We start from the raw sequence: 24,325 nt of genomic DNA, 5'->3' as shown, positions 1-24,325 counted from the left end.
GAGCGCTCACTCCACGTGTGAAATGCCGAGTTGGTCGAGCGAAGCGCGCACCGCGTCCGGCGGAATGTCGAAGATCTGCTCGTCTGCGGCGGACGCCAGGTCTGGGACGGACTCCCCCCGCGCAGGTTCCCGATCTGGGATGCCTGCCCGAGGCACGGCGGGGTCGGCGGCGTGGGCAGCCGCCTCGAAGTAGCGCAGTAGTTCCACCGGGAACGGCAGCACGAGGGTCGAGTTCCTCTCAGCCGCCACCTCGACCATCGTCTGCATCAAGCGCAACTGCAGGGCACCCGGCGTCGCCGTCATCGCCGCCGCGGCTTGCGAGAGCTTCTTGGACGCCTGGTACTCACCGTCGGCCGTGATAACCCGGGAGCGACGCTCCCGCTCGGCCTCCGCCTGCCGCGACATCGACCGCTTCATCGCCTCGGGCAGCGCTACGTCCTTGATCTCCACGCGGTCGACCTCGATACCCCACGGAACGGCCGGACTGTCCAGCATCACCTCGAGGCCCTGATTGAGGCGCTCGCGGTCGGACAGCAAGTCGTCGAGCTCGCTCTTGCCGATGATCGATCGCAGCGAGGTCTGCGCCACCTGCGAGATCGCGTACTGGTAGTCCTGCACCTCGACGACCGCACGCACGGGGTCCATCACTCGGAAGTAGACGACCGCGTCTACCCGCACGGTCACGTTGTCGTGGGTGATGCCGTCCTGGGCGGGGACCGGCATGGTGACGACCTGCATATTGACCCGCGTCATCCGGTCCGCGAAAGGGATCAGCATGGTCGGGCCGGGCCGCCGGACCTCTGGCTGGGCGCGCCCCAGCCGAAACACCACACCACGCTCGATCTGTTTGACCACGCGAACGCTGGCCGACAGGCCCACGACGATGAACACGAGCACTGTCGCGAGTACAAAGAGCAGGACGTCCATGACGACCTCCGGGGATGGGTACCGCCTCGTCCTCCAGTTTACGTCGCCCAAACCGATTACGATCCGCCTCACTCGCAAGCCCTGGCTGCCAGCGACCAAGGGATGGCCGAAGACTCGAATGAGAACTCAGGGCTATCCGTACGACCCGATGTACGTCATTCCGCCGCGAGAGGCGCGACACTCTGTCGCTACGGCGATGAGGTTGTCGAGGCGAGGAGGCGGCGCGCCCGACGACCCAGGTCACTCAAGTCCACACGACCCTCTTCGGCCGCGGCCGCTAGTCGGCTGGCAAGGTCCATTGCCTCATCGAGCACGGGTGCAGCGACGGCGGCCTCTTGGCCCATGTCGCGGAGGATCGTGACCTCCGTCCGGGATGCGATCAAGGGATCGGTGACCCCATCGATCCAAACGCGCGTGCGCCGGCCATCTCCGCGCTCCTCCCCTGTGATCCGCTCCAAAGCGAAGATGCGGTCGGCACGCGCGAACTTGCCGAAGCCCAGTGCCACCATGCGGGAGTCCGACGCCACATGGCCATCTTGTCATTCGCCGCCGACATCTGGCTTGGTGTGGAGTCGCGGCTTTGCGTCGTTTGGCCGTCGGTCGGGTATCCGGACCTGCCGATGAGCGGAAAGGTCCATTCGCCCAAACCAGGCCAGGGCCACGCCCCGGGACCCGATGCATCCCAGAGCGGTGAGCGCGGTCAGTCCAGCGTCGATAGGGCGGTGGCGATCACTGCTGCCGTCTGGTCAGGAGCCTCGTCCGGAAGGAGGAACACTGAGCCCGGGACCGTCACCAGGGTCACATTGTCAGCCGAGTCGAGGGTGGCTCGCTCGGCATCGGTGAGGCCGCCGTCACCCCCCTTTTCGGCGTGGACGACCCACGCGGGGCTGCTCGACGCGGCGAGCTGGGCGGCGAAGTTCCTGTCGGCGGCGATGTGATCGAGGTACTCGGCGCTCACCCGGACTGAATCACCGGCCCGGTTCTGCTTGAGGTCCGCGACCAGGTCCCGCTTGTGCGCTTCAGTTGTCTTGGCGGACCGGACCATCAGAGGAAGCAGTCGGAGCAGGATCGCCAGCGGCCAGCGCCCCACTCTCTGCGACAGCCGTACGGCGGCACGGAAGAACGCTGCGTCGTCCTCAGAGGTCAGGCTGATGCCCAGCAGCACGACCGGGCCCCGGAAGTGACCGGCCAGGACCATCTCCAGCGCAACGGTGGCGCCATGGGAGAAGCCCACGACCACGTCGCAACGATGTTCCTTGGCCATTTTCCCCGCCGTACGCGCCAGTCCCGGGACGGACACGTCGCCGGTCAGCGCTGCACCCGCCATGCCCGGCAGGGTCGTGGCGAGCAGGCGCACCCCAGACAGCGCCGGATCGGCCATCACCAGGTCGTAGGAGCGGGCAGCGTTCGCTCCGCCCGGAAGGAGGAGCACCGATCGGTCCGCATTCTCAGGTCCCGCGATCAACAACTCCCACGCTTCCCGCATGGCCATCTCCTCACAGCGGCTACTCGTCACCCTAGGACCTCCGGCCACCCATCGGAGGTGCTTGGTCGCGACGCGGGTGACGGATCGGGCACCGTGCCAGGAAACCGTCGTCCCGCGTCAGACTGTGGCCGGTGTCGAAGATCGAAGTGCACGCTCATGCCGCGATGCGCGCATCCGATCATGCCGATGAGCGGTCGCCCTCAAAACCGATGGCGACAAATGTGCCCCCGCCCGCGAGCACGGTCAGCAACCGCCATTTGTAGCCGAGGGCACGGCGCTCGGCATGGCGATTGGCGTGTGGGAATGTCGCCGACATGACGCGACCGCAACCGGAGGACCTCTTCATCGGCGTCGCATTCCTTGCGCTGGCCATGTGGCACGTCGCAAGTGGTGACCAGCTGATTGGCGCTTGGCGGCGTCAGGTCGCTGACTCGTGGTGCGTTTGATGTGTTCGTGCCCACGCGATCGCCTCGGCACGGTCCTTGACGCCGATCTTGCGGTAGGCCATGCGGATGTGGGTCTTGATTGTGTTGCGACTCATCTGGAGTGTTCCGGCGATTTCAGCGTTCGACCAGCCCCGGCCCAGCATGGCCAGGACTTGTGCCTCCCGCTGAGTCAATCTTGGGAGTCCGTCTCGTCGCTTCTCGCGAGTCACTGGTGGCCTTGTGTCGATGCCCGGACGCCGGTCTGCGTCGCGGAGTCGACGGCCGGTGAGTGCTGTACTGATGGATTCAAAGATTTCATCGGGGCAGGCACCCACCGAAACGAGTCCGTCGGCCCCGGCTGCGAGTGCCTGTGCGGCTAAGCCCGGCCGCAGGTCACGGGAGACGACGAGCACAGCGGTACTTGTCTCGTGCACCATGCTGGCCAGTTCGGTCGAGTCACCCCCCAGCAAGCACATTGCGTCGTACAGGACGAGGTCGGGAGTTGTCTCGTCACGGTTGAGGTCGACGAACTTCACATCGTCATTAGTGGCAAGAATTGCGCGCAGGCCCTCAACGACGACGGCCTGCGGACTCAGGACCGCGACGCGGATAGGCAGCGCGTTCACGTTGCGGATTGTCCCCGCCATGGTCGTCGTCCACATCACCTTTCTGGGGTGGCCAAGCCAGCCCAAAAGGACTGGGCGTTCTGACTCCTGCAGGCCATGTATCGGATGCACCGTCACCCTGCGCCAGGGACGCTGGTTTCCGCACATGCCGCGATCAGCGCGGATCTGCCGAGACCGGGTTGGCACAACACCGAAGGCCCGGCGCCACGACAGGAGTCCTTTGTTCGGACCGCGGTCCGCCTGAATGACAGGCCGGTCGGCCACGGAGCAGGCCGCGGCGCCTCACCAAGGGGACAGGGGCGCGCTGGGCCACGAAGACCGGGTGGTTGCGGTACGGCGTCTGCCGGCCGTCGTTGCGCGGCTCGGCCGGCGCCAGCCGCTCCGCGATGATCTCCGCGGCGTGAGCCCGCATGGTCTGCGGACCGCGCAGCTCGGCCGTGGCCCGCTCGCGCCCGCGCAGGTGGAACCGTCGTCCGAACGGTCGCGCGCTCGCGCGGTCGAGCCGGTCATCGATCTCGGCGGGGTCGGGCACGCCCCCAGACTAGGCACGGCACGGTGGCCGACGACGGTGCAAAGACTGACTGGGTCTCTGCGGCTGGACTCAAGCCGCGCGCCCCCGTCCCGAGGGGGAGGGACGGAGGCGCGCACTCGTGGGGTGCTCGGACCGTAGCGAGCCAGACAGCGCGGGTCCTCCCCCGGCGCGGTCGGAAACGCAATCTGGGGCAAACCTTTGCCCGGTGTCCAGACCTTGGGCAAGCTTGCACCCGGCCGCCGGGATGGGCCGGGCACGAAACACCTGCGTGCCCGCCCCGCGGGTCATTCAGATGGTTCCCGGGGCTCCGCTGGCAGGGTGACCCTGAACGTTGTTCCCGAGCCGAGTTCCGACTCGACGGCGATCCGCCCATCGTGCCGCTCGACGATGCGGTGGACGATGCTCAGCCCCAGCCCGGTGCCTGGCGTGGACAGTGCCGCGGGATTGGTGGAGCGGAAGAACTCATCGAACAGCCGGTGCTGGTCGGTGGCAGAGATGCCGATTCCCGTGTCGGTCACGCTGAGCTCGACGCCGCTGGCGATGCGGGCCAGCGCGATGGTGATCGTTCCACCGCTGGGCGTGTATCTCACGGCGTTGCTGATGAGGTTGGCACACACCTGGAACAGCTCGTGGGTCTCGCCCCAGGCGGACACGGGAGTGGAGGGCACGTCGAGGACGATCCTGAGGTTCTTCTGCTTGGCGGTCACACCTAGCAGGTCGAGCACTTCGTTGACGACAGCCGTGAGGTTGACTGGTGCCGCGTCGAGCGCAGTGTTGGGGTCGGCGACCTGGGCGAGAAGGAGCAAGTCGTCAATGATGCTGCGCATCCGGTCGACCGCTCGTCCCATCGCCTGGGTCGACGCGGTCACCGAGCTGGTCAGGTCGGGTTCGAGCTCCACCAGGTCCAGGTGAGCGAGGATCGATGCCAACGGATTCTTCAGCTCGTGCGCGATCGTGGCGATGAGCCGGCTCTTGTAGCCGGCCAGTTCCCGGAGCTCCTCCAGCAGCTCCCGCTCGCGCTCGAAGGTGCGGGCGTTGACCAGTGCACGCCCCAGGTCGTGACCGATCTCGAGCGCGGTCCGTCCCTCCATCGCGTTCCAGTCGGTGCCGGGTCCGCGTCGCGTCAACGCCACGCTCCCCAGACACTCGAGACCCGCACCAATCGGAACGAAGAGCATCGAGGATGCTTCGAGTGTGCCGGCCATGAACTCATGAAGCCGCCGCACCTGGCCCTCGTCCAGGACGAGGCCCGCGATATCAGGCACAGTGACAAGGGTGATCACCGCCACTTCCTGGCGCGACCACAGCAGCCGGGCCGCTTCGCGGCCGACCAACTTGAATTCATCCGGCACGACGATTTCACTCTCGGTGGCGCCGTAGACCGCGTCGGCTCCTCCCCCAGCAACGTCGAACGTCTGTAGCCACATGCCGACGGCGCTGAACCCCGTGGTGATCGCCGGTTGGCACAGTTCCACGATCCGTCCTATGGACAACTCTGAACTGACCTCTTGGACGATCCTGCGGGCGGCATCAGCCAGCCGCACATGCTCGGCGAGCTCCGCCCGCTCCACAGCGGTGAGGACACTGCGGCGGGCATGCCGCGCGTAGCGCTGCAGCTGCTCGCGCTGCGCTGCGCCTGGACGCCTGCCGTCGTGCGGCAGGTCCACTGACAGCAGCCCACGAAACCGCTGATGTTCGTCGTAGATGGGCGCGAGGAGCAGGTCCAACGGGTGCCATGCGTCCGGGTCATCGGTGGGTTCGAGATCTGAGACCCAACCCAGATCTTCCACCTCGATGCTCATCCGTTCGTGCGGAACGAATCGAAGATCGCCCCACTCCTCAGCGGTGGCGAGCTCTCGCTCGATCTCCGCGATCGGCGTGCGGCGACCCAGCAGCTGGTCGCGCGCCGCTGGGCTACCGGCGACTGCGACCATCTCCAAGGTCTGGTCGTCCCGGGCGATGCTGATGGCGGCAACCTCGAAGCCCAACAACTCTGTCACGCCTTCGGCAATGTTCTGCAGAGCATCTACGAACACAGCCTCAATGTCGGGCTGATTCACCGTTACCTCACTTGTCGGGCAGCACCATCTGCGGCTGCGGCGCACGTCGATCGTAAGCGCGGCCCCGCTGATACCTGTGCTTGCCGTGCGTGGGACTTCATCATCCCGGTCATGCAGCCACGCCAGGCGGCCGACGGACTGGATCGGTCACGAGTTCCGAAGCGGCAGGGTGCCACTGATGAGGTCACGCAGCTGCTGTGCCCGAAAGGGCTTCGGCAGCACCGCGTGCACGCCGAGCTCCTGCAGGTGACCCCGTTGTTCGCCCACCCATGCGCTGACCACGACAACGCGCAATCCCTCACCGCGTTCCGGGTGCGCCCTGAGCCAGCGGACGACGTCGTCGCCAGTCATCCGTGGCATGGTCAGGTCCAGCAGCATGAAGTCGAAGCGATGTTCAGCGAGAATTTCGACAGCCTCGACGCCGTCAGCAGCGGTCGACGCTGTGTGTCCAAGGCGCTCGACCATACGGACCAGGACGTCGCGGATGTCTTCGTTGTCATCGACAACGAGGAAGCGCAGTGACCCATCATCTGAGTTCACGCTGCAAACCTATCGGTTGAAGGAACGTTGGTACGCCGCCGACCTCGCTCCGTGTCGTAGGCCTTCAAGGGGGGTGGACACGTCGCGCGGGTCGAGTGGCGCCTTGCTGCCTGACGGGGGCAGGCGCAAGGCGTTACGAGGGCCACGGCGAAAGACCCTTGGCTCAGTCTGGCTCCGGCCGCGGCGCAAGCTGCGTCGTCCGGCGACCCGCCGCGCAATCCGGCGCGTAGACCGCGCGAAACGGCTCATCCGCTGATCTCCTCGACAGGAGGCTCAGATCCGCTCGAGCCGCCGGGCGAGGTACGGCGCGGTCATGCTTACCAAAGGATGGACCGCCCTTTGGCATGGGCAATCTCTGTCCAAGGATCAGCGCCACTGCGGCCGCGGACCGCGGATGCGTAACACTTCCCCGCCCCGTGACGCTGGAGGGAATGAGTGCCCCGCGTTGCCGCCTGTCTCTACCTCCCGCAGAGATGCGGATGGCGCCGCGGTCGCTCCAGCAGGAGGCAGCGGCGCGACCAATCCCCCCGTTTGAGGTCGCGCCGCTGTTTGCCGCGTCGGCGCGTTCTGCGGTCGCCCCTGCGCCCGGGCGGTGGTCAGCCCCGCCAGGCGCCCGGGCCCGGCGGGGCCTACAACCTCAACGCCCCACGAGTGATCGCGTGGTGACCGTACGCGCGGCGACGGGCCGCGAAGCGGCGTCGGCTTCGAACTTCACCGTTCGGGGTGAATGAGGGCTAGACCACCGGGTCGCGCCGGGGCTCGCGTCGCATGTGCTCGAGCTCCGCGGGCGGCACGATGCCGTCGAGGTCGGTGAGCTCGGGGCGGCGGGCCCAGACGGCGGGGAAGGTGCCGATGCGGTTCTCGGCGATGCCGGTGCTGTAGCCGACCTTCGAAGTACCAGTCGCCGTCGTCGTCGACGACGCGGGCACGAGTTCTACATCTCGAAGCCCGCGATCGCGGCCGACGTGGCTCACGTCCTGGACGAGCTGGCCGCCGCTCATCCCGAGGCTGGCTCGAATACTTGGTGAATGAGTGGGTTTTCGGGTTCAAATGCCGAACCGGCTCTGAGCCAGCGTTTCCGCTGCTCAGAGCCGGTTCTCTCGGTCGGGCTGACAGGATTTGAACCTGCGACCCCTTGACCCCCAGTCAAGTGCGCTACCAAGCTGCGCCACAGCCCGAGTGCTCCTGGCACGAGGCCTGCGGAGCGATGGGAAGACTACCGCAGGGCCTCCGCGGTCACGGAATCGACCCGCCAACCTCGCCGCTCCCCCGTCCTCGCGACGATTCGCCGGGTGGAAACGGACGTAGTCCGAGTGGGCCATTTGTCGCCGAACCCCATGAGTGCCGACCCGCGCGGTCCGACCATGGACCGTCGACCTGTGGGGGTTCCCTGATGCCAGCTGTGCCACGCATCGGCCTGGTGGTCGCCGCTCTCGCGGCGATCGTCGGGACGGGCCTCGTCGCGCCCGCAGCGCAGGCCGCACCCGAGGCGGTCGTGCGTGAGGACAGCGGTGAGGCCGAGGCCGTCGCGCAGGCCGCCGCCCTCGCGGAGCAGCTCGCCGAGCGCCAGCAGAGCCTGGCGACCCTCAACCAGGCCGCCGACGCCCGCGACCGGGCGCTCATCGGATACCGCGCCGTGCTGGCCCGCTATGGCTACGACGGCGACCCGGACGCGGTGCACGCCGTGCTACCGCTGGCGTCGTACGACCTCTCGGCCGGCTTCGGGCTGACCGGCCCGCTGTGGGAGGCCGAGCACGGTGGACAGGACTTCAGCGCGTACGCCGGCGAGCCGCTGGTCGCGGTCGCCGACGGCATCGTCACCGAGGTCGCGTACGCCGGGCCCTACGGCCTGCGCACGATCCTCACGCTCCCCGACGGCACCGAGATCTGGTACTGCCACCAGACCGACACGACCGTCGTCGCCGGCCAGCAGGTCGGCATCACGGACGTCATCGGCAGCGTGGGCTCCACCGGCAACTCCACCGGTCCGCACCTCCACCTCGAGGTGCGCCCGGCCGCCGGCAGCCCCGTCGACCCGATGGACTGGCTGCAGGCCCAGGGCCTCGACCCGTGACCTGACCCGCGGGTCAGCGCTTGCGCTTCTCCCGCGGCTTCTGCTCGATGACGATCGGCGTGCCGACGAAGCCGAACTCCTCGCGGAGGCGCCGCTCGATGAAGCGCTCGTAGGAGGCGTCGAGCTTGCCGCTGGTGAAGAGCACGAACGTGGGCGGGGCCACCGACGGCTGGGTCGCGAACAGGATCTTGGCCTGCTTGCCGCTGCGCACGGGGTGCGGGTGCTCGGCGACCAGGCGACCGAGGAACGTGTTGAGCGCGCCGGTGCCGATGCGCGTCTCCCAGCCCTCGAGCGCCTTGTCGATCGCCGGGACGAGGCGGTCGACGTGCCAGCCGGTGCGGGCGGTGAAGTTGATCCGCGGCGCCCACTTCAGCTGGACGAGGTCGCGCTCGATCTCGCGCTCGAGGTAGTAGCGGCGCTCCTCGTCGACGAGGTCCCACTTGTTGAAGGCGATGACCATGGCGCGGCCGGCGTCGCGGATCGTCTGGATGATCCGCATGTCCTGCTCGGAGACCGTCTCGCTGGCGTCGAGCACGAGCACCGCCACCTCGGCGCGGTCGATCGCGGTCGTGGTGCGCAGCGAGGCGTAGTACTCGTGGCCGGACGCCTGGTTGACGCGCTTGCGGATGCCGGCGGTGTCGATGAAGCGCCAGGTGCGGTCACCGAGCTGGATCAGCTCGTCGACCGGGTCGACCGTGGTGCCGGCGACGTTGTCGACGACGACCCGGTCCTCCTTGGCCAGCATGTTGAGCAGGGACGACTTGCCGACGTTGGGCTTGCCGACGATCGCGATGCGGCGCGGGCCGCCGACCTCCTCGAAGGACTCCTTGGGCGTCTCCGGGAGCGCCGCGAGGATCGCGTCGAGCATGTCGCCCGACCCGCGGCCGTGCAGCGCGGACACCGCGAACGGCTCGCCCAGGCCGAGGTTCCAGAGGCCGTAGGCCTCGGCCTCGGTGCGCTGGTCGTCGACCTTGTTGGCGGCCAGGACGACGGGCTTGCCCGACGCGCGCAGGATGCGTACGACGGCCTCGTCGGCGTCGGTGATCCCGACGGTCGCGTCGACCACGAAGAGCACGGCGTCGGCCAGCGAGACGGCCACCTCGGCCTGGGCGCGGATGCGCTCGGCCATGCCGCGGGCGTCAGGGTCCCAGCCGCCGGTGTCGACCACGGTGAAGGCGCGGCCGTTCCAGTTGGCGTCGTAGGACACGCGGTCCCGGGTCACGCCCGGGCGGTCCTCGACGACGGCCTCGCGGCGCCCGATGATCCGGTTGACGAGGGTGGACTTGCCCACGTTGGGTCGCCCGACCACGGCCAGGACCGGGGTGGGTCCGGTCGGCTCGTCGGTGGACGCGGCGTCGACGCCGGCGTCGTACTCAGTCATGGGTGATCACAGCTCTCTGGATGGCTCGACGAGCCCGGTGTCGGGGTCGTCCTCGGATTGTCCCGCAGGAAGCGGCCCGGGCAAGGATCGGCGCGTGTCGCCGAGCGCCGTGGCCAGCTCGGACAGCAGGTGCTCCCGGAGCAACACCGACGTGGCCGCCACGTGTTCCCGGGTGCGTGGCCAGGGCTGCTGTGTCGTCCGCCACGGCTGCCCGAACACCAGGTCGACGGTGTCGCCGCGCGCCGGGAGGGCGTTGCCGCCGCCGCCGGGCGGACGGGTGCCGAGCATCGTGACCGGCACGACCGGGGCGCCGGTGACGAGGGCGAGGTAGGCGGCACCGTGGTGGAAGCGGTGCAGCTCGCCGTCGCCGCGGGTGCCCTCGGGGAAGATGCCCGCCACTCCCCCGTCGCGGACGACGCGCAGGCACGAACGGATCGCGCCCGGGTCGGCGTGGAACCGGTCGAGCGGGATCTGACCGGAGGCCCGCAGAAAGCGTCCGAGCCGTCCCTCGAACATCTCCTGCTTGGTCAGCGCGTGGACGGGCCGGGGCGAGAAGACCGCGAGGAGCGGCCCGTCGATGATCCCGATGTGGTTGCTCGCCAGGATCACGCCGCCCGCCTCCGGCACACGGTCGGCGTGGTGCACGACCACGGGCCACCGGGTGCGGACCAGCCGCGCGGCGGGTGGACGCAGCAGGTTCAGCAGCCGGGTGGCGGGGTGCTCCTCGGCGCTGGCAGGCAGGTCCGCCCGGGTCACGCTCGTCGTGCCTCCGCCAGCGCGACGATCCGGTCGATCACCTCGGCGAGCGTCAGGTGCGTGCTGTCGACGTGGACCGCACCCTCGGCCATGGTCAGCGGCGCGGTGGCCCGCCCGGAGTCGATGCGGTCGCGCTCGAGGAGGGACTGCTGCGTGCTGGCGACGTCCGTGCCGCCCTGCTCGGCCGTACGACGCTGGGCGCGGGCGTCGGGGTCGGCGCTGAGGTAGACCTTGACCTCGGCCTGCGGCCACACGACGGACCCGATGTCGCGGCCCTCGACGACGATGCCGCCCCCACCGATGGCCTCGCGCTGCAGGTCGAGCAGGCGGGCGCGCACCTCCGGCACAGCGCTGACCGGGCTGACCGCGGCGTTGACCTCGTCGGCGCGGATCTCGACGGAGACGTCGGTGCCGTCGACGGTGATGGTCGGGCCCAGCGGGTCGGTGCCGGACTCGATGGTGGGACGTCCCGCGGCGGCCGCGACCGCCGCCGTGTCGCGTACGTCGATGCCCTCGCGCAGCAGCCACCACGTCATGGCCCGGAACATCGCGCCGGTGTCGAGGTAGCGCAGGCCCAGCCGGTCGGCCACGCCGCGCGAGGTGCTCGACTTCCCCGAGCCGGACGTGCCGTCGACGGCGATGACGAGGGACCCGGTCTGTGCGGTGCTGTCGACGGTGCTCACGGGCGAGAAGGTTACCGGTGGGTCGTCCACCCGCGGGATTCGAGAGCGGCCAGCAGCTGCTCGGCGCTGCCGCGCTCGACGACGAGCTCGGTGAGGCCAACGGGGCGTCCCGGGTCGTGGTCGATGTGGACGTCCTCGATGTTGATGCCGATCTCGCCGGCGTCGCCGAAGAGACGCGCCAGCTCGCCCGGGTGGTCGGGTACCGCGACGAAGACCGAGCGGGTCGGTCGCGCCGGGCCGCCGTGCTTGCCGGGGATCGCGGCCGTCCCCGCGTTGCCGCGGGTGAGGATCTCGACGAGGTCCGGGGACCCGTCGGAGGCGACGGCCGTCATGAGGGCGTCGAGGTCCGCGCGGACCTCGGCGAGGAGGTCGAGCACGGCCTCGGAGTTGGCCTCCAGGATCTGCTGCCACAGCTCCGGGTCGCTCGCCGCGACGCGCGTGACGTCGCGGACGCCCTGGCCCGAGAGGGCGAGGTGCTCGGCCGGGGCCGCTGCCAGGCGTCCGGCGACGAGCACGGCGGCGAGGTGCGGCAGGTGGGAGATGCGGGCGACGGCCCGGTCGTGCTCCCCCGGCTCCATCACCAGCGGCGCGGCCCCGCACTCGAGCACCAGTGCCTCGACGAGGCGTACGGCGTCGGGGCGTGCGTAGCGGTGCGGCGTGACGGCCCAGGGCCGTCCGTCGAAGAGGGCCGCGCTGGCGGCGAGGGGGCCGGAGCGCTCGCTCCCGGCCATCGGGTGCGAGCCGACGTAGCGGGCGAGGTCGTCCGGTCCGACCCGGCCGGCCACCTCCTCGAAGGGGGCGGCCTTGACGCTGCCGACGTCGGTGACGACGGCATCGGTGCGGCTCAGTGCGTCGACGATGGCGTCGCCGACCGAGGCGGGCGGCACGGCCACCACGACCAGCTGAGGTCGGTCGTCCGGCGTCGCCACGCGTCCCGCCCCGAGGCCATGGGCGGTGCGCAGGTTCTCCCCGGAGGTGTCGCGCAGCACGACCTCGATGCCGAGCCGGCTGCACACCAGGGCGATCGACGTGCCGATCAGGCCAGCACCGACGACCTCCACCGGCCCGGTCAGGGCCGGCAGGTCGTCGTCAGTCATGGCTGGTGGTCCGGGCGAGGTCGCGGCGCAGGTTGGCCGCGCCGTGGAGGTAGGCGTGGGTGATCTCCGAGCGCGGGAGGTCGGTCTCGACGTGCGCCATCAGCCGGACCACCCGCGGCATCGAGCCGGCGATCTCCAGCTCGCGGGCGCAGACCAGCGGGACGTCGGAGAAGCCGAGCTGCCGTGCGGCATAGGCCGGGAACTCGCTGGTCAGGTCGCTGGTCGCGGTGAAGATGATCGAGATGAAGTCGTCGACCTCGAGGTCGTTGGCCTCCATCACGTCCGTCACCAGCTCGGCGACCCGGTCCAGCATGTGCTCGCGGGTGTCCTCCTCGAGCTGGGTCGCCCCACGCACTGCTCTCACTGCCACGCGACGAGCCTAGCCGCGTCCGGAGTCAGAGCTGCGCGCTGTCCATCAGCTCGCCCAGCTCGGCCACGGTGAGCTCGCGCATTTCCCCCGACCGCAGGCGGGCGAGGGTGACCGGCCCGATCTGCGTGCGGGTGAGCCGGCGCACCGGGTGGCCGACCTGGGCGAGCAGGCGCCGCACGATGCGGTTGCGTCCCTCGTGGATGGTGAGCTCGACGATCGACCGGTTGCTGCCCTCGCGCCGCGGGTCACCGCCGAGCACCCGGGCCTGGGAGACCGTGACCGGGCCGTCCTCGAGCGTCACGCCGGCGAGCAGCTCGCGGATCGTCCGGACGTGGACCTCGCCGTCGACCTCGGCGACGTAGGTCTTGTCGACCTCGTGCGAGGGGTGGGCGAGGTGCTGTGCGAAGTCGCCGTCGTTGGTGAGGATGATCAGGCCCTCGGTGTCGGTGTCGAGCCGGCCGACGTGGAAGAGCCGCTCGGGCCGCTCGGCGACCAGGTCGCCCAGGGTGCGCCGGCCCTCGGGGTCCGACATCGTCGAGACGACGCCGCGCGGCTTGTGGAGCACCAGGTAGACCTTGTCGCTGATCGGGGGCAGGCGCTTGCCCTCGACCCGGATGACGGCGGTGCGCGGGTCGACCTTCGTGCCGAGCCGGGTGACGACCTCGCCGTCCACCTCGACGAGGCCGTCGAGCATGAGCTCCTCGCACTTGCGGCGGCTGGCGACGCCGGACTGCGCGAGCAGCTTCTGCAGCCGGATCAGGCCGTCCTCGTCGGTGTCGGGGCGCTGCGAGGCGGGCTGGTCGTTGTCGGGTGCGTCGTGCGGTCTCATTGGGGGTCCCTGCGGAAGCGCGAGCGAAGCGAGTGGTTTCGTGGGGTGGTCAAGAGATCTCGGTCCCGCCGTCGGGCTCGGTGCCGTCGCCGGAGTGGGGCGAGGCGTGGCGCGGAGCCGGCTGCGGCTGCTGGGGAGCGGGCGGTACGTCGACGGGAGCGGGCTCAGCAGCCGGCTCCGGCACCGGCTCGGCGTCGAGCCCGGCGACGCTGGCCAGCTCGTCCTCGAGGTCGTCCATGTCGGGCAGGTAGGGCGCGAGCTCGGGCAGCTCGTCGACGGAGGTGACGCCGATGCGCTCGAGGAAGTAGGACGTGGTCCGGTAGAGGTTCGCGCCGCTCAGCTCGTCCTGGCCGGCCTCTTCGACCAGCCCGCGGGTCAGCAGCGTGCGCATGACGCCATCCACGTTGACGCCGCGGATCGCCGACACCCGCGCACGCGACACCGGCTGCTTGTAGGCGACCACCGACAGCGTCTCGAGGGCGGCCCGGGTGAGCCGCGCCTGCTGGCCCTCGAGCACGAACGACTCGACGACGCCCGCGAACTCCGGACGCGAGTAGAACCGCCACCCACCGGCCACGGATCGCAGGTCGAACCCGCGGCCCTGCTCGGCGTACTCCCCCGCCAGCGCCTCGAGGGCGGCCTCGACCGCCTCGACCGGGTGCCCGACCACGGAGGCCAGGCGCACTGTGCCGAGGGGCTCGTCGGAGACCATCAGGATCGCCTCGAGTGCCGGGCGCAGCTCGGCGACCGCCACGTCCAGCGTGTCGTCCCCGGCGTCCTCGACGGGACCCGGGTCCGGCTGGGTGCTGTCGGGCTGCTCGCTCACTGGTCCTCCTCGGGCTCGTCGGCGGCTGCCGACGGCATGGGTGCATCATCGTCGCCCGGTGGGGCGCCGTCGAACTCGTCGTGGATGTCGACCTCGCCGTCCTCGGCGCCGGTCCAGCGCACGGTGAGCTCGCCGAGCGGGGTCACCTGGTCGAAGGACACCGCCCCCTCGCGGAACAGCTCGAGCAGCGAGAGGAAGCGAGCCACGGTGGTGAGCCGGTCCGGGGAGTCACCGCACAGCGCCCGGAAGGTCATCGTGCCGCTGCGGCGCAGCCGGTCGACGACGAGCTGGCCCTGCTCGCGAACGCTCACCTTGGCGGCGTGGATGTGCTGCAGGGACACCTCGAGCACCGGCTTGGGCTCCATCGCCCTCGCCGCCAGCCGGGCGAACTCGTCGAGCCCGATCCCGATCAGCACCTCGGGCAGCAGCGTCGCGAACTGCTCCTCGAGCCCCACCGCCCGCGGGTGCCGGCGCGACTCCGAGGACAGTCGCTCCTCGAGGACCGAGGCCACCTGCTTGAAGGCGCGGTACTGCATGAGCCGGGCGAAGAGCAGGTCGCGCGCCTCGAGCAGCGCGAGGTCCTCCTCGTCCTCCACGTCGCCCTGCGGAAGCAGGCGGGCAGCCTTGAGGTCGAGCAGGGTCGCCGCCACCACGAGGAACGACGTGGTCTGCTCGAGGTCCCAGGCGCCGCCGAGATTCTTCACGTGGGCGATGAACTCGTCGGTGACCTGCGACAGCGCGACCTCGGTGATGTCGAGCTTGTGCTTGGAGATGAGTCCGAGCAGCAGGTCGAAGGGGCCCTCGAAGTTGTCCAGGTGTACGGCGAACGCCGGGGCATCGCTGCCCGGCTCGAGCGTGTCTCCGGGCGCGGAGTCCGGGACAGCGGGGCGGGCGGTGCTCACTCGTCGAGCAGCCGCTGCACCAGCGCGCTGTCGGCGCCCTGGGCCTCGAGGTCGGCGAGCACGATTGCCAGCGCCTCCCGGACGAGGCGGCCACGATCGACGGCGAGGCCGTGGTCGCGGCGCATCGTCAGGCGGGCGTGCTCGATGTCGAGCAGCTCGTCGGAGGTGACGTAGACCGTCATCTTCTCGTCGTGCCGCACGCGGCCGCTGGGCTTGCGGGGTCCGGCGGGCTCGGCGTCGTCGGCCACGGCCCGGACGCGGCGCTGGCGCTGCTCGGGACCAGGGTCGACGGGCGCGGGCTCGGACGTCGGCCGGAACAGGTCGTCCGCGGCCGGCATGCTCACTCGGCGGGCCACCGGGTCACCACCTCCTTGGCCAGCTGGCGGTAGGCCTCGGCACCGGTCGACGACGACGCGTAGGCCGTGATCGGCTCGCCGGCGACGGTCGCGTCGGAGAACTTCACGGTGCGGCGGATGACGGTGTGGAAGACCTTGTCGCCCCACGCCGACACGAGGCGCTCCATGACCTCGCGGCTGTGGAGGGTGCGTCCGTCGAACATCGTGCCCAGCACGCCCTCGATCTCGAGCTTGGGGTTGAGCCGCTCGCGCACCTTGTCGATCGTCGTCTTCAGCAGGGCCACGCCGCGCAGCGCGAAGTACTCGCACTCCAGCGGCACGATGACGCCGTCCGAGGCGGTCAGCGCGTTGACGGTCAGCAGGCCGAGCGAGGGCTGGCAGTCGATGAGGATGACGTCGTAGTGCTCGAGGGCCGGGGCGAGCACCCGCTGCAGCGTCTGCTCGCGCGCCACCTCGTGGACCAGCTGCACCTCGGCGGCCGACAGGTCGATGTTGGAGGGCAGCAGGTCCATGCCCTCGATGCCGGACGGGACCACCACCTCGTCGAGCACGGTCTCGCGGTCCATCAGCAGGTTGTAGATGGTCAGGTCCATCTCGTGGGGGTGCAGGCCGAGCCCCACCGACAGCGAGCCCTGGGGGTCGAAGTCGACGAGCAGCACCTTGCGCCCGAGCTCGGCGAGCGAGGCGCCGAGGTTGATCGTGGTGGTGGTCTTGCCGACCCCGCCCTTCTGGTTGCACATCGAGATCACGCGGGCGCCACCGTGCTCGGTCAGCGGCCGCGGCTCGGGGAACACCGGCATCGGACGCCCGGTCGGACCGAGGGGCGTCTCCGCCTCGAGGGTCGTCGTGGCGCGTGTCTCGAGCGGGCGCTCGAAGGGGATCGGCTGGGTCACGGTCTGCTCGTCTCGCGGGGTCGGGCCGGGGTGGGGGGTCTGGTGCGGGTGCGGTGGTCGCACGAGGGGCGGCATCTGCGGGGCACTGCTGCCCGTGTCGTGACCGGGGAATCCCGCGCCGCTCATGTCTGCTCCTCGTCGCACCTGTCGCGCACCCGTCGTGCATCGGCCTGGACCCCGATTGGACCACGCCGGACGCCTCGAACTTTGTCGACACGTCGACAGTTCCTGCACCAGTTGCGAGCATGACGAGAGGTTCGGAGACCGATCCTGCCCTGCACCGCGCGGGACTCTACGCGCCCGCTCACCCGGGCCTGAAGGTGGCGGCACATCCCAGCCAAGGGCGGCCCCCCTACGCGAACTGCCGCCACCTTGGCGATCCCAGCCCGGAAGGTGGCGGCACATCACAGCCGGGGCCAATCTCCCAGCGCAATCTGCCGCCACCCTCGCGGCGGCGTACATCAGGGTGGCCGGTCACCCGTCCCCGAGCCGACGCATGGCGACGGTCGCCAGCACGAGCTCACCGGCGCTGTCGGTGGCGTCGCAGTCCACCACCGCCTCGATGACCCAGTCGTGGTGGTCCTCGGGGTCGTGGATCGTCTGGCGTACGTCGCGCAGGCGGGCCGTGGTGCCCTCCTCGGCGCCGACCGGCTCCCCGGTCCGCTCCTCCCCCACGACCAGCAGGTCCGGCCCGCGTGCATCGCCGTCGGTCAGGACGCGGTCGTGCTCGGCGTAGTAGTCCTCCAGCGCCGCGTCCCACACCGAGCGGCCCATGACGACCTGCCGCGGCGGGTCGGTGCGGTCGGCGGCCGCGCGCTCGAGGCGTACGAGCACGTCGAGGTCATCGCGCGACACGGCGTCGACGCGTGCCCACATCGCGTTGCGCAGCATCACCCGGAACGGGCGCTCCTGGCGCGACAGCGGCCGAGGCGGGGGCGGCGGCTCGTGGTGCGCGACCGCGCTGGAGGCGTGGTCCGGGTCCGACAGGGCCTCCCACTCGTCGAGGAGCGAGGAGTCGGTCTGGCGCACCGTCTCCCCCAGCCACTCGATGACGTCCTCGACCTCGGGCGCGTGGTGGGCGTCGGGCACCGAGTTGCGCAGCGTCCGGTAGGCGTCGGTCAGGTAGCGCAGCACCAGGCCCTCGGAGCGGGCGAGCTGGTAGCGACCCACGAAATCGGTGAAGCCCATGCCCTGCTCCCACATCTCGCGCACGATCGACTTCGGCGACAGCGCGTCGTCGGGGAGCCACGGGTGGGTCTGGCGGTAGGTCTCGTAGAGCGCCTCGAGGAGCTCGCGGAGCGGCTGCGGCCAGGTGATCTCCTCCAGCAGCGCCATCCGCTCGTCGTACTCCAGGCCGTCGGCCTTCATCTGCCCGATCGCGTCCCCACGGGCCGCGTGCTGCTGCGCCATCAGGATCTGGCGCGGCGCCTCCAGCACCGACTCGACGATCGACACCACGTCGAGGGCGTACGTCTCCGCCTCGGGGTCGAGCACGTCGAAGGCGGCCAGCGCGAAGTGCGCCAGCGGCTGGTTGAGCGCGAAGTTGTCGGGCAGGTCGACGGTCATCACGAACCGGCGGCCGAACTCGTCGACCTCCGGCAGCCGGGTCACGATGCCCGTGCGGACGAGCGAGCGGGACAGGCGCAGGGCGCGGCGGGCCAGCCTCAGCTGCCCGCGCCGCTCCTCGTGGTTGTCGGTGACAAGCCGGCGCAGGACGGCGAAGGCGTCCTCCTCGCGGGTCACGACGTTGACGAGCATCGCGTTGTCGACCTTCATCCGGCTCTGGAGCCGCTCCGGCACCCCCGCGACGAGCTTGTCGAAGGTCTGCTCGGTCCACACCACGGTGCCCTCGGGCGCCTTCTTGAGCTGGGCCTTGGACTTCTTCTTGCCCGCGGCCTGGCGCGCGGCGATCTTGGCCTTCGCCTGCTCGTTCTCGATCACGAAGTCCGGCGCCTGTACGACGACGTAGCCGGCCGTGTCGTAGCCCGCGCGGCCGGCGCGGCCGGCGATCTGCTGGAACTCCCGCGTCCGGAGCACCCGCTGCTTGGTGCCGTCGAACTTGGCCAGCCCGGTGAACAGCACAGTGCGGATCGGCACGTTGATGCCGACGCCCAGCGTGTCGGTGCCGCAGATCACGCGCAGCAGACCGGCCTGGGCGAGCGTCTCGACGAGCCGGCGGTACTTCGGGAGCATCCCGGCGTGGTGGACGCCGATGCCGCTGCGCACCAGCCGCGACAGCGTCTTGCCGAAGCCGGCGCCGAACCGGAAGGCCCCGATCTTGGCGGCGATCGCCTCCTTGTCCACCTTCGGCCCGCCACCCGACGAGCCGAGCCGGGACTTGAGCAGGTTGGTCGCGTGCTCGACAGCGGCTGCCTGCGTGAAGTGGACGACGTAGACCGGGTCTTGGCCGGTCGTCACCAGCTCCTCGAGGGTGTCGTCCAGAGGCTCCATCGACCACCGGAAGCTCAGCGGCACCGGACGCTCGGCGTCGTCGACGACGGCGGTGTCGCGGCCGGTGCGTCTCTTCAGGTCCTCCACGAAGAAGGACACGTCGCCCAGCGTGGCCGACATCAGCAGGAACTGGGCGTCGACCAGCTCCAGCAGCGGCACCTGCCAGGCCCAGCCGCGGTCGTGCTCGGAGTAGAAGTGGAACTCGTCCATCACCACGAGCCCGACGTCGGCCGCGCGACCCTCGCGCAGCGCGATGTTGGCCAGCACCTCGGCGGTGCAGCAGATGATCGGCGCGTCCGGGTTGACCGCGGCGTCGCCGGTGAGCATCCCGACGTTGTCAGCGCCGAAGACCTCGATGAGCGCGAAGAACTTCTCGCTGACGAGCGCCTTGATCGGGGCGGTGTAGAAGCTCACCTCGTCGCGGGCGAGTGCCGCGACGTGGGCGCCGATGGCGACCATCGACTTCCCCGACCCGGTCGGCGTCGCGAGGACGACGTGGTTGCCGCCGAGCAGCTCGATGACCGCCTCGTCCTGGTGCGGGTAGAGGTCGAGCCCCTGGTCGGCCACCCAGCCGGTGAAGGCGTCGTAGACCGCGTCCGGGTCCGCGCCCGTCCGGACCCGCGTGTCGAGGCGCACTGGATCCGGCATGCGTCGATCCAACCATCCACCGGTTTCAGCGGGGCAGGCGGCGTGGAACCGTGGTGAAACCGCGGGCGCGGACAGTTCCTCCCATGACCACACAACCAGGACTCGCGGTCCGTGCCTCCGGGCTCGTGAAGCAGTACGGCGACCACCGCGCCGTCGACGGGATCGACCTGCAGGTCCACCACGGCGAGGTGTTTGGCGTCCTCGGCCCCAACGGCGCGGGCAAGACGACGATGCTGCGCATGCTCGCCACCCTGCTCCGCATCGACGAGGGCCGGGCCGAGATCTTCGGCCACGACGTCCACGCCGAGCCCCACGCCGTACGACGGCTGCTGGGCGTCACCGGGCAGTTCGCCTCGGTCGACGAGAACCTCACCGCCACCGAGAACCTCTGGCTCTTCGCGCGCCTCCAGGGCCTCGGGCGCACCGAGGCCCGCACGCGCGGCGCCGAGCTGCTCGAGCAGTTCGACCTCACCGAGGCGGCGAGGAAGCCCATCTCCGCCTTCTCCGGCGGCATGCGCCGGCGTCTCGACCTCGCCGCCAGCCTGCTCACCCGGCCGCCGCTGATCTTCCTCGACGAGCCCACCACGGGCCTCGACCCGCGCACCCGCGGGCAGATGTGGGACACGATCCGTGACCTCGTCCGCACCGGGTGCACGGTCCTGCTCACCACGCAGTACCTCGACGAGGCAGACCAGCTCGCCGACCGGATCGCCGTCATCGACCGCGGCCGCAAGGTCGCCGAGGGCACCGCCGACGAGCTGAAGTCGTCCGTCGGGCAGTCCGCCCTGCAGCTCCAGCTGGCCGACCCCGCCGACCTGCCGGTCGTCGCGGACGAGGCCCGGCGACTGGTGGGCGAGGAGGCGGTCCTCACCCCCGAGGCGCGACGCGCCAACGTGCCGCTGACCCGCACCGACCAGGCCGTCGACGTCCTCGTCGCGCTCCGTGACCGCGGTGTCGTCATCGAGTCGGTGACCGTCCAGAAGCCGTCGCTGGACGAGGTCTTCCTCGCGCTGACCGGCCACGACACCCACGACGGCACGCCTGCGAGCGGTGCCGACGACCACGACCTGCAGATGGAGAACGCCCGATGAGCACCACGACCGCCACCGACCCTGCCGACCTCGGCACCGTCCGCGTCGGCCTGGCCGACACCGTCACCCAGACGATGACCCTGGCCTGGCGGGCGACGATGAAGATGCGCCGCAGCATGGAGGTGATGTTCGACGTCACCATCCAGCCGCTGATCTTCACCGGGATGTTCGCCTACATCTTCGGCGGCGCGATCTCGGGCGACGTCCAGAGCTACCTGCCGCTGATCATCCCCGGCCTGATCGGCCAGACCGTGCTGACGGCGTGCGTGGCCACCGGCGTCCAGCTCCGCACCGACATGGACACTGGCGTCTTCGACCGGTTCAAGGTGCTGCCGATCTCGCGCATCGCGCCGCTGGCCGGCCCGATGGTGGCCGACCTGCTGCGCTACTTCATCGCGTCGGTCCTGACCTTCGCCGTCGGCATCGCGATCGGCTACCGCCCGGGCGGTGGCGTCCCCGGTGTCGCCGCAGCCGTGCTCCTGGCCATGCTGGCGGGCTGGTCGCTGGCCTGGATCTTCACGCTCTTCGGGATCCTCGGCCGCAATGCGCAGGGCGTGCAGGCGATCTCCCTGCTCGTGATGTTCCCGCTGACGTTCCTGTCCAACGCGTTCGTCCCGACCGACACCATGCCGGAGCCGCTCCAGACGTTCGCCGAGCTCAACCCGGTGTCGCTGGTGATCACCGCCCTCCGCGACCTCGCCAACGAAGGTGCCGTCACCGCGGGCGTCGGCTGGGCACTGCTCGGCTGCACCGTGATCATCGCGATCTTCGCCCCGCTGTCGGTCCGGGCGTTCAACCGGCGGATGTGACCTGCCAGGCGCGCTGCAGCCGGTCCACCGCTGCAGCCGCGCCGGGCACCAGGTCAGGGCCCGGACGACCGGCCAGCTCCACGACGAGCGGGCCGAGCCGTCCGGGCTCGACCGCGTCCGCGAGCGCCACCATCGGCTCCCACGCCATCACCGGGATGCTGCGGTTGTAGGACCAGCGGTGCGCGACCGCGAGCAGGTGCACGGCGTCCACGTGCTGCTCGGCAGGCCCGAACCTCAGCACCCACGCGGCCAGCGCCACCAGCAGCATGCCGTTGAGCGGGAGGTCGGTGAACCACAGCGTGCCCTCGGGGGAGCGGCCGGACGGGCCGGCGACGAGGTCGCGCAGCTCGTCGGCGCGAGCGTCGGGCGAGCTCGTGCCGTAGCGCACCCGGCTGACGAGGGCTGCGGACGCCGCCAGGGCGACCCACGGCGAGGCGGCCGGTCCCCCACCCGGGAGGTCGCCGTCGGTCACCAGGTCGACGACGGCGTCGTAGCGGCGGACCGCGTCCGCGTGGTGGCCGCGCGCCAGCGCGAGCTCGGCCTGGGCGGTCTGCCACGTCAGGCGGGCGCCGATCTGGGCGGTCTCGCCGTCCGGCGGGCCGAACCGCTCGAGCAGGGCCGCCGCCTCGTCGACGTCGCCGTCCAGCAGCGGCGCGATGGCGGTCGCCACCTGGAGGCTGTAGGCGTCGGTCATCGAGTGGATGCGCTCCAGCAGCGGCCACGCCACCTCCGCGTGGCGCGCCGCCCGGTGGTGGTCGCCGACGGCCATCGCCAGCTGGCCCAGCTCGGCGTGGAGCGAGGCGCGGAGGTAGGGCGGCAACGGCCCGTCCAGGGCCGCCTCGGCGTACGTCCGTGCGGCGTCCACGTCGCCCTCGTTCTCGGAGACGATCGCCGCCCACAGCAGCAGCGCGCTGGCCATCGCGGGTCTCGACTGGTGCGCGGCGACCTCGGCGAGGCGGGCGGGCGCCGGTCCGTCGGCGACGTGGACCGTGTGCGCGATCAGTCCCCACACACCGACGGGCCTGTCCCCCTGCAGGAGGAGGTCACGCAAGCCGCCGAGGTCGGCCCCTGGCATCCAGCTGAGGTGGAGCATCAGGACGCCGGCGGCCTCCTGGGCGGGCCGTCGCAGGTCAGGCGGCACGTCCCAACCGGCGAGCAGCTCGGTCGCGGCGTCGCAGACCGCGAAGATCCTCGGCTGGTCACCCGTGACGGTCCACAGGCTGCCGAGCAGCGCCACCAGTCGCGCGACCGTCTCGCGGTCTCCGGTCGCGAGGGCGTGTCGGAACACGTCGGTGAGGTTGTTCTGGTTGCGCACGAGCAGGTCCACGAGCGCGACCTGGTCGCCGCTGACGACGAGGTCCTGGGAGCGCTCGGACAGGTCGCGCGCCCACCTCAGCTGCGCCTCTGCGGCGGCCTCCTCCTCGCCGCTGCGCGCGAGTCGCGCGGCGGCGTACTCGCGGATCGTCTCCAGCGCCCGGAAGCGCGCGGTGCCGCCGTCCTCCGTGACCACCAGCAGGGACTGCTCGGCGAGCGCGTCGACCAGGTCGGAGCCGTCGGCGCCCAGCACCGACACGGCCGTCGCCCGGTCGAACCCGTCCTGGAAGACCGACAGCCACGCCAGCGCCCGCTGCTCGTCGGCGCCCAGCAGGTCCCACGACCAGGCGATGACCGCCTCCAGCGTGCGGTGGCGGTCGGGGGTGGTGCGGTCGCGGCTGCGCAGGGCGGCGAACCGGTCGTCGAGCGCAGCAGCCACCTCGGCGACCGTCATCGTCCGGACGCGGGCGGCCGCGAGCTCGACGGCGAGGGGCAGCCCGTCGAGCCGCTCGACGACGTCGCGCACCGCGGTGGGCTCGAGCACGGCGTCCGGCCGCGTCGCCGTGGCGCGCTGCACGAACAGCTGCCCCGCGTCGACCTCGGAGAGCTGGCTCAGCGGGACCGCGCGCTCGGCGGCCAGCCGCAGCGGCGCCCGGCTGGTGGTCAGCACCTGCAGGTCCCGCGTCGTCGCGAGCAGGAAGGCCACCAGCGCGGCCACCGGCTCGAGGACGTGCTCGCAGTTGTCGAGGACCAGGAGGGTCGGCCCCGCGTCGAGCTCCTGCGCCAGCCGGCTGCGTACGTCGGCCTGCTGGGTCGCGGTGAGCGCGAGCCGGGTCGTCACCGAACCCCGGACGCCGAGGGCCGCACCGACCGCGACCACGACGTCATCGCCCGCGCCCACGCCGACGAGCTCGACCACGTGCACGCGAGGCAGCATCGACTCGCGCGCCAGCACCTGGGCGATGCTGGTCTTGCCGATGCCGCCGGGACCGAGCACCGTGACCAGCCGGGACGCGGAGAGGGCCGAGCGCAGCCGGTCGAGGTCCTGCTCGCGGCCCAGCAGCCCGGTCGCGTCGTACCTCACCCCGGTGCGCACCGGGTCGTCGGCGGCCAGCAGCTCGGCGTGCAGCCGCTGCAGGGCGGCCTCGGGGTCGACGCCGAGCCGCTCGGCCAGGTCGGCCCGGTAGGTCTCGTAGCGCGCCAGAGCGGTGGCCGGTCCGGCGGTCGCGGCCTCGGCGCGCAGCAGCGC

23 protein-coding genes and 1 tRNA gene are annotated in these 24,325 nt (G+C 70.8%); 3 read left to right on the top strand and 21 right to left on the bottom strand.

Going from position 1 to position 24,325, the window contains the following annotated elements:
- Window positions 1–6 precede the first annotated feature (6 nt).
- From ACXJKB_RS15280 to ACXJKB_RS15240, 9 genes are all read right to left on the bottom strand, one after another.
- Entirely contained in the window at window positions 7–927 is a 921-nt protein-coding gene (locus ACXJKB_RS15280; RefSeq protein WP_457189790.1) for a slipin family protein, read from the bottom strand.
- Window positions 928–1,115: 188 nt separating this feature from the next.
- The gene (locus ACXJKB_RS15275; RefSeq protein WP_457189788.1) at window positions 1,116–1,436 is read right to left on the bottom strand and encodes a hypothetical protein; all 321 of its coding nucleotides are present in this window, start codon (window positions 1,434–1,436) and stop codon (window positions 1,116–1,118) included.
- A gap of 191 nt (window positions 1,437–1,627) precedes the next feature.
- The gene (locus ACXJKB_RS15270) at window positions 1,628–2,413 is read right to left on the bottom strand and encodes an alpha/beta fold hydrolase (protein WP_457189786.1); all 786 of its coding nucleotides are present in this window, start codon (window positions 2,411–2,413) and stop codon (window positions 1,628–1,630) included.
- Between the two features lie 418 nt (window positions 2,414–2,831).
- Entirely contained in the window at window positions 2,832–3,464 is a 633-nt protein-coding gene (locus tag ACXJKB_RS15265; RefSeq protein ID WP_457189784.1) for a helix-turn-helix transcriptional regulator, read from the bottom strand.
- Between the two features lie 154 nt (window positions 3,465–3,618).
- Window positions 3,619–3,996 carry a DUF4186 family protein gene (locus ACXJKB_RS15260; protein ID WP_457189782.1) on the bottom strand — a complete coding sequence of 126 codons (378 nt, stop codon included), beginning with the start codon at window positions 3,994–3,996 and terminating at the stop codon, window positions 3,619–3,621.
- A 284-nt stretch (window positions 3,997–4,280) separates the two neighbouring features.
- The gene (locus ACXJKB_RS15255) at window positions 4,281–6,056 is read right to left on the bottom strand and encodes a sensor histidine kinase (protein ID WP_457189780.1); all 1,776 of its coding nucleotides are present in this window, start codon (window positions 6,054–6,056) and stop codon (window positions 4,281–4,283) included.
- A 147-nt stretch (window positions 6,057–6,203) separates the two neighbouring features.
- Complete coding sequence (locus ACXJKB_RS15250) at window positions 6,204–6,596, bottom strand: response regulator (RefSeq protein ID WP_457189778.1); 393 nt, start codon at window positions 6,594–6,596, stop codon at window positions 6,204–6,206.
- A 734-nt stretch (window positions 6,597–7,330) separates the two neighbouring features.
- Window positions 7,331–7,597, bottom strand: a complete 267-nt coding sequence (locus ACXJKB_RS15245; RefSeq protein WP_457189776.1) for a hypothetical protein — start codon at window positions 7,595–7,597, stop codon at window positions 7,331–7,333.
- Window positions 7,598–7,700: 103 nt separating this feature from the next.
- Window positions 7,701–7,774 (bottom strand) — tRNA-Pro (locus ACXJKB_RS15240).
- Between the two features lie 215 nt (window positions 7,775–7,989).
- On the opposite strand from ACXJKB_RS15240, the gene ACXJKB_RS15235 reads away from it, so the two are divergent.
- Complete coding sequence (locus ACXJKB_RS15235; RefSeq protein ID WP_457189775.1) at window positions 7,990–8,670, top strand: M23 family metallopeptidase; 681 nt, start codon at window positions 7,990–7,992, stop codon at window positions 8,668–8,670.
- A gap of 13 nt (window positions 8,671–8,683) precedes the next feature.
- Here the strand turns inward: ACXJKB_RS15235 and der are convergent, their stop codons facing one another.
- The 11 genes from der to ACXJKB_RS15180 all read right to left on the bottom strand — a co-directional run bounded on the left by der (window position 8,684) and on the right by ACXJKB_RS15180 (window position 19,862).
- Entirely contained in the window at window positions 8,684–10,051 is a 1,368-nt protein-coding gene (gene der / locus ACXJKB_RS15230) for a ribosome biogenesis GTPase Der (RefSeq protein WP_457189773.1), read from the bottom strand.
- 6 nt (window positions 10,052–10,057) lie between these two features.
- Window positions 10,058–10,807 carry a lysophospholipid acyltransferase family protein gene (locus ACXJKB_RS15225; RefSeq protein WP_457189771.1) on the bottom strand — a complete coding sequence of 250 codons (750 nt, stop codon included), beginning with the start codon at window positions 10,805–10,807 and terminating at the stop codon, window positions 10,058–10,060.
- The gene (gene cmk, locus ACXJKB_RS15220; protein WP_457189769.1) at window positions 10,804–11,490 is read right to left on the bottom strand and encodes a (d)CMP kinase; all 687 of its coding nucleotides are present in this window, start codon (window positions 11,488–11,490) and stop codon (window positions 10,804–10,806) included. Before cmk ends, ACXJKB_RS15225 begins: the two co-directional genes overlap by 4 nt.
- An 11-nt stretch (window positions 11,491–11,501) precedes the next feature.
- Entirely contained in the window at window positions 11,502–12,587 is a 1,086-nt protein-coding gene (locus ACXJKB_RS15215) for a prephenate dehydrogenase (protein WP_457189767.1), read from the bottom strand.
- The gene (aroH, locus tag ACXJKB_RS15210) at window positions 12,580–12,957 is read right to left on the bottom strand and encodes a chorismate mutase (protein ID WP_457189765.1); all 378 of its coding nucleotides are present in this window, start codon (window positions 12,955–12,957) and stop codon (window positions 12,580–12,582) included. The genes ACXJKB_RS15215 and aroH overlap by 8 nt, the downstream gene beginning before the upstream one ends.
- A 25-nt stretch (window positions 12,958–12,982) precedes the next feature.
- Window positions 12,983–13,786, bottom strand: a complete 804-nt coding sequence (locus ACXJKB_RS15205) for a pseudouridine synthase (protein ID WP_457189763.1) — start codon at window positions 13,784–13,786, stop codon at window positions 12,983–12,985.
- A 49-nt stretch (window positions 13,787–13,835) separates the two neighbouring features.
- Window positions 13,836–14,612, bottom strand: coding sequence for an SMC-Scp complex subunit ScpB (gene scpB / locus ACXJKB_RS15200; protein ID WP_457189761.1), 777 nt, complete (start codon window positions 14,610–14,612; stop codon window positions 13,836–13,838).
- On the bottom strand, window positions 14,609–15,514 hold the full coding sequence (locus tag ACXJKB_RS15195; RefSeq protein ID WP_457189759.1) for a segregation and condensation protein A: 906 nt from the start codon (window positions 15,512–15,514) through the stop codon (window positions 14,609–14,611). Before ACXJKB_RS15195 ends, scpB begins: the two co-directional genes overlap by 4 nt.
- On the bottom strand, window positions 15,511–15,870 hold the full coding sequence (locus tag ACXJKB_RS15190; protein WP_457189757.1) for a hypothetical protein: 360 nt from the start codon (window positions 15,868–15,870) through the stop codon (window positions 15,511–15,513). The genes ACXJKB_RS15195 and ACXJKB_RS15190 overlap by 4 nt, the downstream gene beginning before the upstream one ends.
- Window positions 15,855–16,889, bottom strand: a complete 1,035-nt coding sequence (locus ACXJKB_RS15185) for a ParA family protein (RefSeq protein WP_457189755.1) — start codon at window positions 16,887–16,889, stop codon at window positions 15,855–15,857. Before ACXJKB_RS15185 ends, ACXJKB_RS15190 begins: the two co-directional genes overlap by 16 nt.
- A gap of 348 nt (window positions 16,890–17,237) precedes the next feature.
- Window positions 17,238–19,862 (bottom strand): DEAD/DEAH box helicase, encoded by a 2,625-nt coding sequence (locus ACXJKB_RS15180; RefSeq protein WP_457189753.1) that lies wholly within the window; start codon window positions 19,860–19,862, stop codon window positions 17,238–17,240.
- 83 nt (window positions 19,863–19,945) lie between these two features.
- On the opposite strand from ACXJKB_RS15180, the gene ACXJKB_RS15175 reads away from it, so the two are divergent.
- Window positions 19,946–20,953 carry an ATP-binding cassette domain-containing protein gene (locus ACXJKB_RS15175; protein WP_457189751.1) on the top strand — a complete coding sequence of 336 codons (1,008 nt, stop codon included), beginning with the start codon at window positions 19,946–19,948 and terminating at the stop codon, window positions 20,951–20,953.
- Complete coding sequence (locus ACXJKB_RS15170; protein ID WP_457189749.1) at window positions 20,950–21,762, top strand: ABC transporter permease; 813 nt, start codon at window positions 20,950–20,952, stop codon at window positions 21,760–21,762. The genes ACXJKB_RS15175 and ACXJKB_RS15170 overlap by 4 nt, the downstream gene beginning before the upstream one ends.
- Here the strand turns inward: ACXJKB_RS15170 and ACXJKB_RS15165 are convergent.
- Window positions 21,746–24,325: ATP-binding protein (locus tag ACXJKB_RS15165; protein ID WP_457189747.1), on the bottom strand; the 2,580-nt coding region annotated here is incomplete at its 5' end. The genes ACXJKB_RS15170 and ACXJKB_RS15165 overlap by 17 nt on opposite strands.

The sequence above is a fragment of the Nocardioides sp. P5_E3 genome (assembly GCF_054049275.1).
Note: the sequence above shows the minus strand (reverse complement) of the source record. Positions and strands in the feature narration are given on the sequence as shown.

Coding starts and splice junctions, on each gene's coding strand:
- der (WP_457189773.1), bottom strand. CDS start 10,051: ATGACTGAGTACGACGCCGGCGTCGACGCCGCGTCCACCGACGAGCCG.
- ACXJKB_RS15245 (WP_457189776.1), bottom strand. CDS start 7,597: ATGAGCGGCGGCCAGCTCGTCCAGGACGTGAGCCACGTCGGCCGCGAT.
- ACXJKB_RS15280 (WP_457189790.1), bottom strand. CDS start 927: ATGGACGTCCTGCTCTTTGTACTCGCGACAGTGCTCGTGTTCATCGTC.
- ACXJKB_RS15270 (WP_457189786.1), bottom strand. CDS start 2,413: ATGCGGGAAGCGTGGGAGTTGTTGATCGCGGGACCTGAGAATGCGGAC.
- ACXJKB_RS15205 (WP_457189763.1), bottom strand. CDS start 13,786: ATGAGACCGCACGACGCACCCGACAACGACCAGCCCGCCTCGCAGCGC.
- ACXJKB_RS15180 (WP_457189753.1), bottom strand. CDS start 19,862: ATGCCGGATCCAGTGCGCCTCGACACGCGGGTCCGGACGGGCGCGGAC.
- ACXJKB_RS15170 (WP_457189749.1), top strand. CDS start 20,950: ATGAGCACCACGACCGCCACCGACCCTGCCGACCTCGGCACCGTCCGC.
- ACXJKB_RS15215 (WP_457189767.1), bottom strand. CDS start 12,587: ATGACTGACGACGACCTGCCGGCCCTGACCGGGCCGGTGGAGGTCGTC.
- ACXJKB_RS15175 (WP_457189751.1), top strand. CDS start 19,946: ATGACCACACAACCAGGACTCGCGGTCCGTGCCTCCGGGCTCGTGAAG.
- ACXJKB_RS15185 (WP_457189755.1), bottom strand. CDS start 16,889: ATGAGCGGCGCGGGATTCCCCGGTCACGACACGGGCAGCAGTGCCCCG.
- ACXJKB_RS15275 (WP_457189788.1), bottom strand. CDS start 1,436: ATGGTGGCACTGGGCTTCGGCAAGTTCGCGCGTGCCGACCGCATCTTC.
- ACXJKB_RS15235 (WP_457189775.1), top strand. CDS start 7,990: ATGCCAGCTGTGCCACGCATCGGCCTGGTGGTCGCCGCTCTCGCGGCG.